This is a genomic window from uncultured Allobosea sp. (assembly GCF_945957345.1).
In the GTDB taxonomy this organism is placed as follows: Bacteria; Pseudomonadota; Alphaproteobacteria; order Rhizobiales; family Beijerinckiaceae; genus Allobosea.
The window spans coordinates 49,699-65,163 of sequence record NZ_CAMFKW010000014.1 but is presented as its reverse complement, the minus strand read 5'-3'; the positions used below and the strand labels follow the sequence as shown (position 1 = coordinate 65,163).

12 protein-coding genes are annotated in these 15,465 nt (G+C 66.5%); 3 read left to right on the top strand and 9 right to left on the bottom strand.

Features of this window, described 5'->3' with window-relative positions; all coding sequences use genetic code 11:
- Positions 1 to 50 precede the first annotated feature (50 nt).
- Both Q0Q36_RS09385 and purU read left to right on the top strand, forming a co-directional pair.
- Entirely contained in the window at positions 51 to 2,468 is a 2,418-nt protein-coding gene (locus Q0Q36_RS09385) for an FAD-dependent oxidoreductase (RefSeq protein WP_293797621.1), read from the top strand.
- Between the two features lie 15 nt (positions 2,469 to 2,483).
- Positions 2,484 to 3,389, top strand: a complete 906-nt coding sequence (gene purU, locus Q0Q36_RS09380) for a formyltetrahydrofolate deformylase (protein ID WP_293797620.1) — start codon at positions 2,484 to 2,486, stop codon at positions 3,387 to 3,389.
- Between the two features lie 2 nt (positions 3,390 to 3,391).
- Here the strand turns inward: purU and Q0Q36_RS09375 are convergent, their stop codons facing one another.
- Complete coding sequence (locus Q0Q36_RS09375; RefSeq protein WP_293797618.1) at positions 3,392 to 4,402, bottom strand: NAD(P)-dependent oxidoreductase; 1,011 nt, start codon at positions 4,400 to 4,402, stop codon at positions 3,392 to 3,394.
- A gap of 11 nt (positions 4,403 to 4,413) precedes the next feature.
- The gene (locus tag Q0Q36_RS09370; protein ID WP_293797616.1) at positions 4,414 to 5,775 is read right to left on the bottom strand and encodes an aspartate aminotransferase family protein; all 1,362 of its coding nucleotides are present in this window, start codon (positions 5,773 to 5,775) and stop codon (positions 4,414 to 4,416) included.
- Positions 5,776 to 5,918: 143 nt separating this feature from the next.
- Between Q0Q36_RS09370 and Q0Q36_RS09365 the strand changes: the two genes are divergently transcribed.
- Positions 5,919 to 6,788 (top strand): LysR substrate-binding domain-containing protein, encoded by an 870-nt coding sequence (locus Q0Q36_RS09365; protein WP_293797614.1) that lies wholly within the window; start codon positions 5,919 to 5,921, stop codon positions 6,786 to 6,788.
- A 5-nt stretch (positions 6,789 to 6,793) separates the two neighbouring features.
- Here the strand turns inward: Q0Q36_RS09365 and Q0Q36_RS09360 are convergent, their stop codons facing one another.
- The 7 genes from Q0Q36_RS09360 to Q0Q36_RS09330 all read right to left on the bottom strand — a co-directional run bounded on the left by Q0Q36_RS09360 (position 6,794) and on the right by Q0Q36_RS09330 (position 15,457).
- A complete protein-coding gene (locus Q0Q36_RS09360; protein WP_293797613.1) occupies positions 6,794 to 7,534 on the bottom strand; it encodes a metallophosphoesterase family protein in 741 nt (246 codons plus the stop codon).
- A 1-nt stretch (position 7,535) separates the two neighbouring features.
- Complete coding sequence (locus tag Q0Q36_RS09355) at positions 7,536 to 9,251, bottom strand: putative 2-aminoethylphosphonate ABC transporter permease subunit (RefSeq protein ID WP_293797611.1); 1,716 nt, start codon at positions 9,249 to 9,251, stop codon at positions 7,536 to 7,538.
- On the bottom strand, positions 9,248 to 10,333 hold the full coding sequence (locus Q0Q36_RS09350) for a putative 2-aminoethylphosphonate ABC transporter ATP-binding protein (RefSeq protein WP_293797608.1): 1,086 nt from the start codon (positions 10,331 to 10,333) through the stop codon (positions 9,248 to 9,250). Before Q0Q36_RS09350 ends, Q0Q36_RS09355 begins: the two co-directional genes overlap by 4 nt.
- A 133-nt stretch (positions 10,334 to 10,466) precedes the next feature.
- Positions 10,467 to 11,486 carry a putative 2-aminoethylphosphonate ABC transporter substrate-binding protein gene (locus Q0Q36_RS09345; RefSeq protein WP_293797606.1) on the bottom strand — a complete coding sequence of 340 codons (1,020 nt, stop codon included), beginning with the start codon at positions 11,484 to 11,486 and terminating at the stop codon, positions 10,467 to 10,469.
- 107 nt (positions 11,487 to 11,593) lie between these two features.
- Positions 11,594 to 13,045, bottom strand: a complete 1,452-nt coding sequence (gene phnY / locus Q0Q36_RS09340) for a phosphonoacetaldehyde dehydrogenase (protein WP_293797605.1) — start codon at positions 13,043 to 13,045, stop codon at positions 11,594 to 11,596.
- A gap of 1 nt (position 13,046) precedes the next feature.
- Positions 13,047 to 14,294 (bottom strand): phosphonoacetate hydrolase, encoded by a 1,248-nt coding sequence (phnA, locus tag Q0Q36_RS09335; protein WP_293797685.1) that lies wholly within the window; start codon positions 14,292 to 14,294, stop codon positions 13,047 to 13,049.
- A gap of 17 nt (positions 14,295 to 14,311) precedes the next feature.
- Positions 14,312 to 15,457 (bottom strand): 2-aminoethylphosphonate--pyruvate transaminase, encoded by a 1,146-nt coding sequence (locus Q0Q36_RS09330; protein ID WP_293797604.1) that lies wholly within the window; start codon positions 15,455 to 15,457, stop codon positions 14,312 to 14,314.
- Positions 15,458 to 15,465: the final 8 nt, after the last annotated feature.

Here is a 15,465-nt window from a genome sequence, read left to right as displayed (position 1 = left end):
TTGTTTTATGAATTCGACTCGTTAAGCTGCCCTCCATCGCGGAGGCGCTCATGTCCATTCCTACCCAATCCCGTGTCGTCATCATCGGCGGTGGCATCATCGGCTGCTCGGTCGCCTATCACCTGACCAAGCTCGGCTGGCGCGACGTGCTGCTGCTCGAACAGGGGCGCCTCTCCTCGGGCACGACCTGGCATGCGGCCGGCCTCGTCGGGCAGCTCCGCAGCCAGTCGAGCATGACCCGGCTGATCCGCTATTCGACCGAGCTTTACGCCTCGCTGGAGAGCGAGACCGGGCTTGCCACCGGCTGGAAGCGCTGCGGTTCGGTCTCGGTCGCCCGCTCTGAGGAGCGGATGACGCAGTTGCGCCGGACGATCTCCGCGGCGCGCGCGCAGGGCGTCGAGATCGAGGAGTTGAGCCCGCAGGAGGCCGGCGAGAAATGGCCGGTGATGCGCACGGACGATCTCGGCGGCGGCGTCTGGTTGCCCGGCGACGGCAAGGCCAATCCCTCCGACATCACGCAGGCTTTGGCGCGCGGCGCCCGCAGCGGCGGCGCAACCGTGCGCGAGGGCATCCGCGTCACCGGCATCGAGACGGAGAAGGGCCGGATCAAGGCGGTCCAGACCGACCAGGGTCGGGTCGAATGCGAGGTGCTGGTCATCTGCGCCGGGCAGTGGTCGCGCACGATCGGCCAGATGTGCGGCGTCTCGGTGCCGCTGCATTCGGCCGAGCATATGTACATCGTCACCGGCAAGATCGCGGGTGTGTCGCCGGACCTGCCGGTGATGCGCGATCCCGACGGCTATATCTATTTCAAGGAGGAGGTCGGCGGCCTCGTCATGGGCGGCTTCGAGCCGGATGCGAAGCCCTGGGGCATGGACGGCATCCCCCATCCGTTCGAATTCCAGCTCTTGCCCGATGACTGGGACCAGTTCGGCATCCTGATGGAGAACGCGCTGCAGCGCGTGCCGGCGCTGGAGACCGCCGAGATCAAGACCTTCCTCAACGGCCCCGAGAGCTTCACGCCGGACAACAACTTCCTGCTTGGCGAGGCGCCGGAGGTGGCCGGCGTCTATGTCGGCGCCGGCTTCAACTCCATGGGCATCGCCTCCGCCGGCGGCGCCGGCCGGGCGCTGGCGGAATGGATCGTCGAGGGCGAGGCGACGAGCGATCTCTGGCCGGTCGATATCCGCCGCTTCGCCGATTTCAACAACAACCCGGCCTGGCTGAAGGACCGCATCAAGGAAACGCTCGGCCTGCATTACGCCATGCCCTGGCCGAACCGCGAGCTCGATACCGCCCGCCCCTTTCGGCGCTCGCCGCTCTACGACCGGCTCGCGGCCAAGGGCGCTGTCTTCGGCTCGAAGATGGGCTGGGAGCGAGCGAACTACTTCGCCCGGGCCGAGGACGAGCGCACGATCGGCTATTCCTTCGGTCCGCAGAACTGGTTCGAGACCGTCGCTGCCGAGCATCGCGCCTGCCGCGAGGCGGCCGGGCTCGTCGACATGTCGAGCTTCGCCAAGTTCCTGCTGCAGGGGCCGCAGGCCGAGGCCGCCTTGCAACGCCTCGCCGCCAACGACGTCGCCGTGCCGGTCGGCACCTCCGTCTACACGGCGCTGCTCAATGGCCGAGGTACGTTCGAGAGTGACCTCACCGCCGCCCGCATCGCACCCGATACCTATCTCCTGCTCACTGGCACGGCACAGGCGACGCGCGATGCGCACTGGATCAGGCGCCAGCTTCCGGAAGGCGTGACGCTGACGGACGTGACCTCGTCCTATGCCGTGCTCTCGCTCGCCGGGCCAAAGGTCCCCGAGATTCTGGCCCGCCTCTCGCCGACCTCCTTCGACCTCGCCGATTTCCCGGCCAACGCGATCCGCAAGATCACGATCGGCTATGCCACGACCTGGGCCTGCCGCCGCTCCTATCTCGGCGACGGGTTCGAGCTCTATGCCCCTGTCGAATTCACCGCCGCGATCTACGATGCGCTGCATGAGGCCGGGGCCGATCTCGGGCTGGTCGATGCCGGCTACTACGCCGTCGACTCGCTTCGCATCGAGAAGGGTTTTCGCGCCTGGGGCCGCGAATTGACGCCGGACGTGAATCCTTACGAGGCCGGGCTCGGGTTCGCAGTGAAGCTCGGCAAGGGCGATTTCCTCGGCCGCGAGGCGCTGGTCGCCGCAAAGGCCGCGCCGCGGACGAAACGGCTGATCGCTCTTGTCGGGCCGCGCCCGAACGGGCAAATGGCCTGGGGTGGCGAGGCGATCCTGGCGGATGGCAAGCCGGTCGGCGAGATCACCTCCGCGGCTTTCGGTGCGACCCTCGACGGCATCGTCGCGCTGGGCTGGGCCTCGAGCGACCAGCCGATCGACCAGGCCTGGCTCGATGCACGGAGCTGGACGATCGACCTCGCCGGCACCGCCATTCCGGTCAGCGCCAGCCTCGCTGCGCCGCTCGACCGCAAGGCGTAGCGGGGAAGCGAGACCATGACAGAGGCCCATCCCGCGCACGCCCCGGCTCCGGGGCGGGACTTCAAGGTGCAGAAGCCCGACCGCATCCTGACGCTATCCTGCGAGGACCGGCCGGGTATCGTCCATGCCGTCAGCGGCGTGCTCTACCGCCATGGCTGCAACATCCTGGAGAGTGCACAGTTCAGCGATCCGCGCGACGGCCGCTTCTTCATGCGCGTCGCCTTCGCGACCGGCGAGCGCTTCGACGAGGCCGCGTTCGAGCGCGAATTCGATGGCATCGCCGGCACCTTCCGCATGGATTGGGACGCGATCGACGCTGCCGCCCCGGCGCGCGTGCTCCTGATGGTTTCGCGCTTCGGCCATTGCCTGAACGACCTGCTGTTCCGGCAGGCGACCGGCAATCTCAACATCGAAATCCCGGCGATCGTCTCCAATCACCGTGATTTCGAGGCGCTGGCCAAGAGCTACGGCATCCCCTTCCACTACTTGCCGGTTACGCCAGCGACCAAGGCGGAACAGGAAGCGCGCCTGCTCGAGATCGTCGCGGAGACGAATTCATCGCTGGTCGTGCTCGCACGCTACATGCAGGTGCTGTCGAACGATCTCTGCCGGGCGCTGGACGGGCGGGCGATCAATATCCACCACTCGTTCCTGCCGAGCTTCAAGGGTGCCAAGCCCTATCACCAGGCCTACGATCGCGGCGTGAAGCTGATCGGCGCGACCGCCCATTACGTCACGCCCGATCTCGACGAAGGCCCGATCATCGACCAGGACGTCGGCCGCGCCGATCACTCGCTGGCGCCGGACGATCTGGTCGACGCCGGGCGCGATATCGAGGCGGTGGTGCTGGCGCGGGCGCTGAGGCTCCACATCGAGCGCCGGGTGATGCTGGCCGGGCGCCGAACGGTGATCTTCCGATAGGTTCAGGCGAAGATCACGTTCCGCGCCTGCGCCCGCAGGCGCGGGTCGTGGGAGCGGATCTGGACCGGCTTGCCGTCGAGGATTTCGAAGCAGCGCGCCAGCGTGTCGTCCGAAAGCCGCCGCATCGCCTCGACCGTGAAGAAGGTCAGGTGCGGGAACAGGATGACGTCGTCGCGGCCGAAGAGCGGGCTGAGCGGATGGCCCTGTCGGGCGAGCGGCTCCTGGCTATAGACATCGAGCCCGACGCCGCCGAGCTTGCCCGCCAGCACCGCCTCGACCAGCGCCGCCTCGTCGATCAGCGCGCCGCGCGAGACGTTGACGAGGATCGTATCCGGCCTGAGGCAGGCCAACTCGGCCCGGCCGATGATATGACGGGTCGCGTTGTTCAGCACGCTGTGCAGCGAGACCAGATCGCATTGCCTGAGCATCGCGTGGAGGTCGTCGACCTTCTCGATCCCGGCTGCCGCCATCGTCGCGGCATCGACATGCGGATCGTAGCCGAGGACGCGCGCCCGGAACCCCTGCCCCGCCATCCGCGCCATGCTGCGCCCGATCTTACCGGTGCCGACCAGCCCTAACGTCGCGCCAGAAATGTCACGGCCTAGCCAGCGTGCAGCCGGCCAAATCCAGCCCTCGCTCTGCATGGCGTCGCCGATCTCCGGCAGGCGCTTCGCCAGCGCGATCATCAGGGCGAAAGCGCCTTCGGCGACCGTCTCCTCGGCATATTCGGGCACGTTGACCACGGGGATGCCGCGCGCGATCGCAGCGGGGATATCGATCGCGTCGATGCCGACGCCGTATTTGACGATGCCCTTGAGCTTGGGCGCGGCGGCTATCACGCGCGCGGTGACCGGGGTGTAGCACATCAGCAGGAGGTCGGCGTCGGCGACCTCCCGCGTCAGCGCCTCCTCGGAAATCCCGTCGGGCAGCGTGACGAGTTCGACGCCCCGCGCACGCAAGCCGTCATCGATCTCCGGGCACTCCAGTTCCCGGTCGGTGCGGACAGCCTTCATCACCCCTCCCCTCAGCCGGCCAGGATCGCCTGCTCGACGATGCCGAGCGCGCGTTCGAGATCGGCCCGCGCGATCATCATCGGCGGCGACAGGGTCAGCACATTGCCCTGGCTGATCTTGAAGCTGAGCCCGGCTTCCAGGCAGCGGTAATAGACCCGCTCGGCCAAGGCGTTGTCCGGAGCCCAGGCATCGCGATCCGAGACCAGTTCAACACCGAAGAGCAGGCCACGTCCGCGCACGTCGCCGACGGCCGGGCAGCTCGCGCCGAAATTCCGCAGGCGCTCCATCGCATAGGCGCCGAGTTCGGCTGCGCGCTCGGTCAGCCCCTCCTCGCGGATGATGTTGATCGTGGTCAGCGCCGCGCGGGTCGTGACCGGGTTCTTCTCATGGGTGTAGTGGCCGATCGCGTAGCCGCCGGCGACATCGAGATCGCGCCGCGCGATAACCGCGGCGATCGGCAGGATGCCGCCGCCCAGCGCCTTGCCGAGCACGACCATGTCGGGCTGCACCTCGTCATGCTCATGGGCGAAGAAGCGTCCGGTCTTGCCGAGCCCGGTCGGTATCTCGTCGAAGATCAGCAACGTGCCATGCCGGTCGCAGGCCTCGCGCACGCTCTTCCAGAAGCCGGGCGCCGGCGGATAAGGCGTCGCCCGCATCGGCTCGGCGACAACAGCCGCGACATCACCCTCCCGCGCCAGCACATAGGAGATCATGCGGGCGCAGGCACGCGCCGAATCCTCCAGATTATCATGGCCATAGGCGCAGTTGCGGGTGCCCCAGGGCGCAACATGCTCGGCACCCGGCAGGAGCGGCCCGGCGATGCCGGAGCGGAAAGTCGCCTCACCGCCGACGCTGGAGGCGCCGAAGCCCGCGCCATGGAAGGCATCCCAGAATGAGAGCGTCTTGAAGCGGCCGGTCGCGGCGCGGGCGAGCCTGAGCGCCACCTCGATCGCGTCCGAACCGCCGGTGGTGAAAAGCACCTTGCCGAGATCGCCCGGCGCCAGCCGCCCGAGCGTCTCGGCGAGTTCGACGGCCGGCTCGCAGGTGAAGCGGCGTGGCGCGAAACAGAGATCGTCCAGCTGCGCCTTGATCGCCTCCTTCAGGCGCGGGTGGCCATAGCCGATATGGTGGACGCTGTTGCCATGGAAATCCATGTAGCGGCGCCCCATCGTATCCTCGATCCAGATGCCCTCCGCCTTGGCTATGGCGGTGAGACAGGGGCTCGACAGGCTCTGGTGCAGGAAGACTGCGGAGTCGCGCGCGAGCAATTCGCGGGTTCCGGCATCGCCGATCCCGGCCGACCAGTCGCTGCGGGCAGCGGATGTGTTGGATTCGCCTTCGGTATGGACGATGGCGGCGGTTTCGGCGCGCATGGAAGAGCCTCGGTTCGCGCCTGTCGGGCGCTGTCGAAGGTCACAATGCCTGCGCCGCATTGATCTGAAAAATCGCTATTTCATATCCAAGTATAAATTTCAGCGATATCGTTCTGCATCGTCTCTACGAGGCTTCGCCCACCATGCGCCATGTCCAGCTTCGTGCCTTCCATCAGGTCGCGCTGTCCGGTGGTTTCTCGAAGGCGGCGCTCGCGCTCAACCTCACCCAGCCGGCGATCTCGGACCAAGTCCGGAAGCTGGAGGAGGAATACGATGTCGCGCTGTTCAGCCGCCGCCATCGCCAGGTCGTCCTGACCCCGGCGGGGCAGAGGCTGCTCTCCGTCACGCATCGCCTGTTCGGGGCCGAAGGCGAGGCGCTGGAGCTTTTGCAAGAGGAGCGCTCGCTGCGGACAGGCGCACTCAGGATCGTCGCCGATTCCGTGCATCACGTGCTCGATGTGCTCACCGCCTTCCGCGCGCGCCATCCCGGCATCCAGATCTCGATCGCGCAGGGCAATACCGGCAGCATTGTCGAGACGCTGATCGGCTACGATGCCGAGATCGGCGTCCTCGGCGAACTCGCCGACGAGCGGCCCTTCGAAGTTCTGCCGCTCAACGTCTCCCCGATCATCGCCTTTGCCGCCAAAGGTCATCCGGCCGCGGCGCGCTCAGCGCTTTCGCTGCAAGAGCTGGCGAGTTGGCCACTGGTCATGCGCGAGCGCGGGTCGCGCACGCGGCAATTGCTCGAACAGCGCGCGTCGGAACGGGGCATCGCGCTGAGCTACGCGATCGAGGCCGAGGGGCGCGAGGCGGTGCGGGCCATCGTGGCGGCGGGCGGCGGGGTCGGCTTCGTCTCGGCAGCCGAGTTCGGCGAGGATGATCCAAGGCTCGTCCGCATCCCACTTGAGGGGCCGACGCTCCCGATGCACGAGAAGCTGATCTGCCTGCATGAGCGCCGCAACAGCAAGGCGATCCAGGCCTTCTTCGCGCTGGCGCAGTCCCTGCGCGGCTGACGGCGCTAGGGCAGCGCCCTTCCCGTCCGCAAGGCATAGGCCCAGTCAGCCCGCCCGTTATCCTCGGCACGCCGCGCCGCGCGTTCCCAATCATAGGCGACGAGGTGATGCTCGACCGCGATCTCAGCCCCGAGCGTCACCACGGCGAAGCGGGCGTGGGGCATGCCGCTTTCGGAGACATGGGCCGGGTTCGTGTCGCGATAAGCCGGATTGCCGACACTACCGGGATTGAGCACGATCACGCCGGAACTCAACCGCGCGGCACGCGGCAGATGGCTGTGCCCACAGAGCATCAATGGCGCCGTCCGCCCGGCGAGACGCTGCTCGATCGTGGCGATCGGTGACGGCGCAAGATGGCCGTTCTGAACCTCTTCCATCAGATAAGCGGAGTCGTTGCCGGGACAGGCGTGGAAGCAGAGCGCGCCTTCGACCGTGATCCCAGCCGGCAGGCCCGCGAGCCAGGCGCGAGCTTCCGGCGCGAGAGCCTGCCAGGCGTAGCTGTCGGAAGCGCCGAGCCCTTCCGGCGAGGCCGCGCCCATCGCCCGGTCGTGATTGCCCCGGATATGGCTCATCGTGCGCGATCTCAGCAGTGCTGTCGTCTCGACCGGCCAGAGCGGGCCGGAAGCGCAGTCGCCGAGATTGACGATGTGATCCGGCGCGAGGGCGTCGAGCCGCGCCAGCACCGCTTCGAGCGCGGGCAGGTTGCCGTGGATGTCGGCGATCACGCCCAGACGCACACTCGACATCCTAGCGCTGGCGCCATTGCTGCAGGCGCCCGAAGACCAGTTGGTCGAGGCCGACATGGAGCAGCTTCACGGCGATGGCGGTCGCCATGATGATGCTGGCCATGCCCGCGGCGGAGGCCATGGCGCCGGCCTCGTCCATATGGACGATGGCGATCGAGGCGAGCTTGGTGTCAGCCCCGTAGAGGAAGATCACCGCCGAGACCGTGGTCAGCGCGTTGACGAAGACATAGACGGCGATGTCGAGGATCGCCGGCAGGCAGATCGGTGCGGTCACCCGACGGAAGGTCGACCAGAACGGCACCTTGAGCGAGGCAGAAACCGACTCGAACTCGCCGTCGAGCTGCTTCAGGCTGGTCAGGGCCGTGATATGCCCGACCGTGTAGAAATGCGCGATCGTATTGATCACGAGGATCGTCAACGTCCCATAGAGGAAGCCGAGCGGGTTCCAGCCGGCATTGTAGAAGAAGACATAGCCGAGGCCGAGCACAAGGCCGGGCACCGCCATCGGCAGCATCGCGAGAAACTGGGCGAAGGCACGCAGGCGCGGGAAGAGCTTCACCTTCTCGATCAGATAGGCGCCGGTGAAGATCAACGCCGTGCCGATCACCGCCGTCAGCGAGGCCAGCATCAGCGAGTTGGCGTAAGTGCCCCAGCCGTCGGGCTCGACCTGCGCGAAGTCGTAATTGCTCAGTGTCAGCGACAGGTTGTAGGGCCAGTATTTGACGAAGGAGCCCCAGAAGGCGATCGCGTAAGGACCGACGATGGCGAGCGCGATCAGGCTGACGAAGCCGAGTAGCGCGAGGTCGCGGCGCTTGTCGGCGCGCGGGACGTAAGGCACGGCGCGGGCGGAGAGCATCGCGCTCTGGCGCCGCTGCACGACGCGGTCGACGAAGAAGGCGAGCACGGCCGGCACCAGCAGGATGATGCCAACGACGGCGCCCATCGGGAAATTCTGCTGGCCGACAACCTGCCGGTAGGCATCGGTCGCCAGCACGCTGAACTGCCCGCCGATCACCTTGGGAATACCGAAATCGGTGATGACCAGCGTGAAGACGACGAAGGTCGCGCTGATCACGCCATAGCGCGCGCCCGGCAGGGTGATCGTGTGGAAGATGCGCCAGCGCGAGGTGCCCATCGCATCCGCCGCCTCACGCAGGCGCCCGTCCGAGAGGGCTAGCGCCGTGACGAGGATCAGCATCGCATGGGGGAAGCAGTAGAGCACCTCGGCGGCGATGATGCCGATGGGGCCATAGAGCGAGGCGCCCATCATCCAGGATTTCAGGATGCCCTGGTTGCCGAAGAGATAGATCAGCGCGAGGCCAGACAGCAGCGAGGGCGCGAAGACGGGGATCATCGCCGCCGCATAGAAGGCGCCCTTGGCCGGGATGCAGCTGCGGCGCAGCGCATAGGCGTAGAGAAAGGCCAGCGGCACGACGATCACCGTCGTGACGCCAGCGACGAGCAGGCTGTTGAGCAGCGAGTAGAACAGCGAGGGCGTCGTCGCATAGCTGACGAAATTGGCGAGCCCGACGAATTTCCCGTCCGTGTTTTCCAGGCTCTTGGAGAGCAGTGCCCAGAGTGGCAGGGCGATGATCAGGACCAGTACCGCGCAGAGCGCCAGGATCAGCGCGCCGGCGACATGGCGCTCGCTGATCCGCGGCGCCGAGACTTTCACGGGCGCATCGGTCATCGTCAGGGGTCGCGCCAGATCGCTCATCGTCCCTCCCCGGCAAAGACGTGCAGGGCCTCCGGCGGAAAGGCGACGGCACGCACCTGCCCCGGCACGATGCCGAGGTCGCGCATCGCATTGGTCGAGAAATCGGCGGCGATCCGGGTCGCTCGCGAGCCGGTCGGCTCCAGATGCGCCCGACAGAAGGAGCCGAGGAAGGCAAGGTCCCCGATCGTCGCCTCGAAGCGGTTCGGCGTGTTCGCGCCGATACCGCGGGTGCGGACCTCCTCGGGCCGCATCGCCAGCCTCACCGGCGTGCCGACCGCGAAAGGCGCGGCATTGGCGACGACGAGGTCGAGTTCGTCGACGCGGACCTTGCCGGGACCGGTGACGATCGCGTCCATGAAGGTCATATGCCCGACGAAATCGGCGACGAAGGGCGTAGCCGGGCGGCGATAGATCTCCTCGGGCGAACCGACCTGCTCGACCGCGCCGTCGCGCATGACCACAATGCGGTCGGCCATGGCGAGTGCCTCCTCCTGATCATGCGTCACCATGATCGTGGTCACGCCCAGCCGCTGTTGCAGCGAGCGCATCTCGTCGCGCAGGCGGATGCGGACCTTGGCATCGAGTGCCGAAAGCGGCTCGTCGAGCAGCAGCAGCTCCGGCGAGGTGGCGAGCGCGCGGGCCAGTGCCACGCGCTGCTGCTGCCCGCCCGAGAGCTGGACCGGATATTTCTTGCCCTGGTCCGGCAGGCCGACGAGGGCGAGGAGCTCGTTGACGCGCTTGGTGATCTCGTCGCGGGAGCGCCGGCGATTGACCAATCCGTAGCCGACATTGTCGGCGACGGTGAGATTGGGAAAGAGCGCATAGGACTGGAAGACGATACCGAAATCGCGCTCGGAGGGGCTGGCATGCGAGACGTCGCGCCCGCCCATATGAATGGTGCCGCTGTCCTGCAGATCGAGCCCGGCAACCGCCCGCAGCAATGTGGTCTTGCCGCAGCCGGAGGGGCCGAGGAAGCAGACGAATTCGCCGCGATGGATGTCGAGGTCGATGTCGCGCAGCGCCCGGAACGCGCCGAAATTCTTGGCGACCTGGCGGATCGAGAGGAATGGAGTCTTTGACATCGTGGGCTGTGACATCGGCCGGCCTTCATCTGAACGGGCAGAGACCTGTCCCGCGGCAGCGGCGGGACTTCTCGTTACGTCTTGCACGGACCGTGCCGCCGGCCGTTCACACGAGCGGCGGCACGGCAGAGGCTCAGTTCTTCGGCGCCGCCTTGGACTCGTAGCGCTTCGACCATTCGGCGAGCACGCGGTCGCGGTTATCGGCCATCCAGCCGAGATCGTTCTTGATCATCCCAGCCTCGGCATTGGCGGGGTAGTTCGCCGGCTTGGTGCCGACGCCGGGTGCCGCGACGATCGCGTAGGTCTTCGAATAGAGCTCGTTGGCGTCCTTCGTGGTCGACCAGTCGGCGATCTTCTTGGCGAGCGCGAGGTTCTTGGAACCCTTGACGATGGCGCTGGCTTCCATCTCCCAGCCCACGCCCTCCTTCGGGATCACGACCTCGATCGGTGCGCCCTTGCTCTTCTCGGAGGCGCCGCGCATGTCGAGCGCCAGACCGATCGTGCGCTCGCCGCGCGCCGCCTGGACGCAGGGCGCCGAGCCCGAATGCAGGTAGGCGCCGATATTCTCGTGCAGCCCGTCCATGAACTTCCAGCCCTCGGCCTCGCCCATGCTCTGCAGCCAGCCGGCGACCATCAGGTAGCCGGTGCCGGAGGAAGCCGGATGCGGCATCACGATCTTGCCCTTGAAGGCCGGGTTGAGCAGGTCCTTCCAGGAGGTCGGAACGGGCACGCCCTTGGCCTCGGCCGTATTATAGCAGACGACACCGAGATAGGCGTCCATGCCGGTCCAGGTATAAGGGCTGTTGGGATCGCGGAAGACCGGCTTCAGCGCATCGGCGCCGGCGGGCTTGTAGGTTTCGAGCAGGCCCGCCTTCTCGAACATCAAGAGGCTCGACGCCGCCAGGCCCATCACCATGTCGGCGCGGGGATTGTCCTTCTCGGCGAGGAAGCGGGCGGTGATGACGCCGGTGGAGTCACGCACCCAGACGACCTCCGCTTCGGGCACGGCTTTCTCGATCGAGGATTTGAACGGTGCGAGCTGGTCGTTCTCCAGCGCGGTGTAGATCGTCACCTTCGTCTTCTGCGCATGAGCGATGCCCGGAAGCGCGAGCGCAAAGGCGCCGATGACGCAGGAAGCAAGCCAGTTCTTCATGATCTCATCCCCTCGTTATGATCAGTTTGAACGCTCTTTGGACGTTTTCTTCCCCTGACAGACAAAAACGCAGGCGGATCGCTCCGCCTGCGCTGGCCGTTTCTTGTTCACGCGGTCCAGGGCATTGACCACGTTTTGACGTTTGAGAAGGATTTCATGGCCTCGACGACGCCCTCCTTGTAGCCGAGGCCGGAATCCTTGATGCCACCGAAGGGGGACATCTCGATCCGGTAGCCCGGGACCTCCCAGAGGTTGACCGTGCCGACCTCCAGCTCCGCAATGAGCCGCTGGATGTAATCGTAGCGGTTGGTGCAGATGCCGGAAGAGAGACCATAGGCGGTGGAGTTCGAGATCGCGATCACCTCGGCGATGTCGTCGGGCACGCGGATGATCGGGATCACCGGACCAAACGTCTCCTCGTGCACCAGCTCGCAGGTATAGGGGATCTTATCGACCACGGTCGGGTGGAACAGCGCCCCTTCCGCCCGCTTGCCGTAGAGCACCTCGGCGCCCTTGCTCACGGCATCGTCGACCCGAGCCTGGAAGAGCGCGGCCGAGCGGGCATTGATGACGCAGCCGACATCGGTATTGGGATCCATCGGGTCGCCGCATTTCAGCTTCTTGGCCTTCTCGACGACGAGCCTGGAGAAGGCATCGGCGACGCTCTCGACCACCAGGATGCGCTTCACCGCCGTGCAGCGCTGGCCCGAGTTCTTGGTCGCGCCGGTGACGGCGAGCTCGGCCGCCTTGTCGAGATCGGCATCCTCCATGACGATCAGCGGATCGTTGCCGCCGAGTTCGAGCACGATGCGCTTGTAGCCCGCCGTATTGGCGATGTGCTTGCCGACTCGGACCGAGCCGGTGAAGGTCACCAGATCCGCATCGGGATCGGTGATCATCGCATCGCCCATGGTCGAGGGATTGCCGGTGACGACGGAAAGCATCTCCGGCGGCAGCCCGGCCTCGTAGAGCACGTCGGCCAGCGCCAGCGCGGTCAGCGGGGTCAGCTCGGTCGGCTTGAGCACGAGGCGGTTATTGGTCGCGATCGCCGGGGCCAGCTTGTGGCTGACCATGTTGAGCGGGTGGTTGAACGGGGTGATCGCCGAGATCACGCCGAGCAACGGCTGGCGCGTCGTGAAAATTTTGCGCGCCTTGCCGTTCGGCGAGATGTCGCAGGAGAACATCTCGCCATCGTCCTTGATGGTGAGTTGCGCCGCGAAGGACCAGACGTCATAGGCGCGGCTCGCTTCGTAGAGCGAATCCTTCCAGCACAGGCCGGCTTCCGCCGTGATCAGCTTGGCGAAGAGCTCCTTGCGGTCGCGCAGCAGCTCGGCGGTCTTCTGCAGGATCTGCTGGCGCTCGTAGCGCGAGAGCTTCGGCTTGAACGCCTTGGCCTGGGCGAAGGCCTCGCGGACATGCTCGGGCCGGGCCGCCGGGATCAGGCCGACGACGCTGTCATCATAGGGGTTCCTGACCTCGACCATGTCGTCGGTCGTGACCAGCTTGCCGGCGATGCGCATCGCCTCGCGCCGCACCGGCGGCTTCACCGTCGCGTTCATCTCAGTTCACCAGGTTCAGGGCGACGTCGAAGACGTCGAAATTGCGTAAGGTGCGGCCCTGCGGCACCGTGATCGGCCGGTTGGCGATCATCGGCACGCGCTGCTCGGTGATGCCGCCATGCGAGCGCAAGGGCTCGGTCAGGCCCGAGAGATCATGCCTGTCCGGCGAGGTGCCGATGACCTTCTGGCGGGTCGAGACGACCACGACATCGCCGATCCGGTCGGCCGGCAGTTCGAAGCGCTCGCAAGCTTCCGCCGAGGTCACCGCCAGCGCGATGCCTTCGATCCCGGAGATGCGGGCTGCGACCTCTTCCTGGCTGGCGCCACCGGGCAGATAGACCGTGGCGAAGGAGCCGAGCGCGCCGTGATGCACGACATAGGGGTCGGTGATCGGCAGGATCACGCGCATCGTGCCCCGGCCGTACCACTCGTCCATCAGGCTCTGGAGATAGACGACATCCGGCTCGCCATTGGCGAGATGCTTGTCGTTCATGCCGTGATCGGCGGTGATGACCAGCGTGCAACCGAGCGCGTCGAGCTTGCCGACATAAGCGTCGAACATGGCGTAGAACGAGTCCGCCATCTCCGAGCCGGGGCCGGCCTTGTGCTGCACATAGTCGGTGGTCGAGAGATACATCAGGTCCGGCTTGAAGGTCTCGAGCAGCTTGACGCCGGCGGCGAAGACGAACTCCGAGAGATCGGCCGAATAGACCGACGGCACGGGCATGCCGACGAAATCGAGCACGTTCTCGATGCCGTTCTCAGGCCTATTGGCCTTGTCGGCCTTCTCCGAGGAGAAGGCGATTGCCGAGCCGGAGGCGAAGTCGAGCCCCTTGCCGAGCAGGGTGCGCAGCTTGTCCTTGGCGGTGACCATCGCGACCTTGAAGCCGGCCTTCTGGAACTCGGCCAGGATGGTCGGCGCCCGCAGGAAGCGGGCATCGTTCATCATCACCTCTTCCCTGGCCTCGCGGTCGTAGAAGAAGTTGCCGGCGATGCCGTGCCAGGCCGGCGGGCGGCCGGTGATGATCGAGAGATTGTTCGGGTTGGTGAAGCTCGGGATCACCGAATAGGCATGGGTGCTGGCGCCGGTCTTCATGATCCGGTCGAGGTTGGGCGTCAGGCCCTTGGCGCTCGCCGCCTCGATATAGGCCGGCTCCGAGCCGTCCATGCAGATCACCACCGTCGGGCGAACCGGGCGGGAATAGGCGCGGCCGTTCGCAACGACGTCAGAGCCGATCTTCGTGTGCATTGTCATCTCAGGGTTCCTTACGCAGCCGACTTCAGGCCGACGCCCATTTCATCAAGGACGTCCGACACCGTGGCGACGAAGGCGCGCATGTCCTGTGCTCCAAGCGCGCCGATGCAGCCGATGCGGAAGCTGTCGGCGACCGTGAGCTTGCCGGGATAGATGACGTAGCCGGCATCCTTCAGCGCGTCGTAGAAGCGCTGGAAGACGAAGTTCTTATCCTCCGGCATGTGGAAGGTGACGATGATCGGCGCCTGCCTGGCCGCCGGCAGCAGCGTGCGGAAGCCGAGCCCTTCCATGCCCTCGATCAGGATGCGGGCGTTCTCGGCATAGCGCTCCCCGCGGCCCGCGACGCCACCCTCGGCCCAGAATTCCTGCAAGGCCGCGTGGAAGGCGACGATGACATGGATCGGTGGAGTGAAGCGGTACTGGCCGGTGCGCTCGAAGCCGGCGTTCTGGTCGTGGAGGTCGAGCACCAGCGTGGTGGCATTGCCCTTGGTCTCGGCCAGCGCGCTCTTGCGGGCGATGACGAAGCCAAGGCCTGGAACCCCCTGGATGCACTTGTTCGAGGAGGCTGCGACCGCGTCGAAATAAACCTCGCGGCTGTCGAGCGGCAGGGCGCCGAAAGCGCTCATCGAGTCGATCAGCAGGCGGCGGCCATGGCGCTTGGCGAGCGCGGCGATCGCCTCGACCGGGTTGCGGATGCCGCTGGTCGTCTCGCAATGGACGGTGAAGATATGGGTGATGGCGGTGTCGGCCACCAGCATGCGGTCGACCTCGGCGAGATCGGGCGGGGTGTCCTCGGCGGTCTCGTGCACGGCGACGGCGCGGCCGGCGATCTCCAGGATGCGCTTGGCGCGCTGGCCATAAGCGCCGTTGATCAGCACCAGGATCTTGCCGTCGCGGGGCACGAAGGTGGTCAGCATCGCCTCGACGGCGAAGGTGCCGGAGCCCTGCATCGGCACGGTGACGAAATCCTCGCCGCCATGGATGATCTTCGGCAGCTCTTCCAGAACGGCCTTGTTGATGCCGACGAAGGTCGCGTCGCGCGAGCCCCAGTCATGCACCATCGCCTCCTTGATGGCCTTGCTGGTCGTCAGCGGGCCGGGGGTCAGGAGGAGCGGATCACCGGTTTCGGAGGAGGCAGGGCGGCGGGCCTGGGCCATGATGGTCT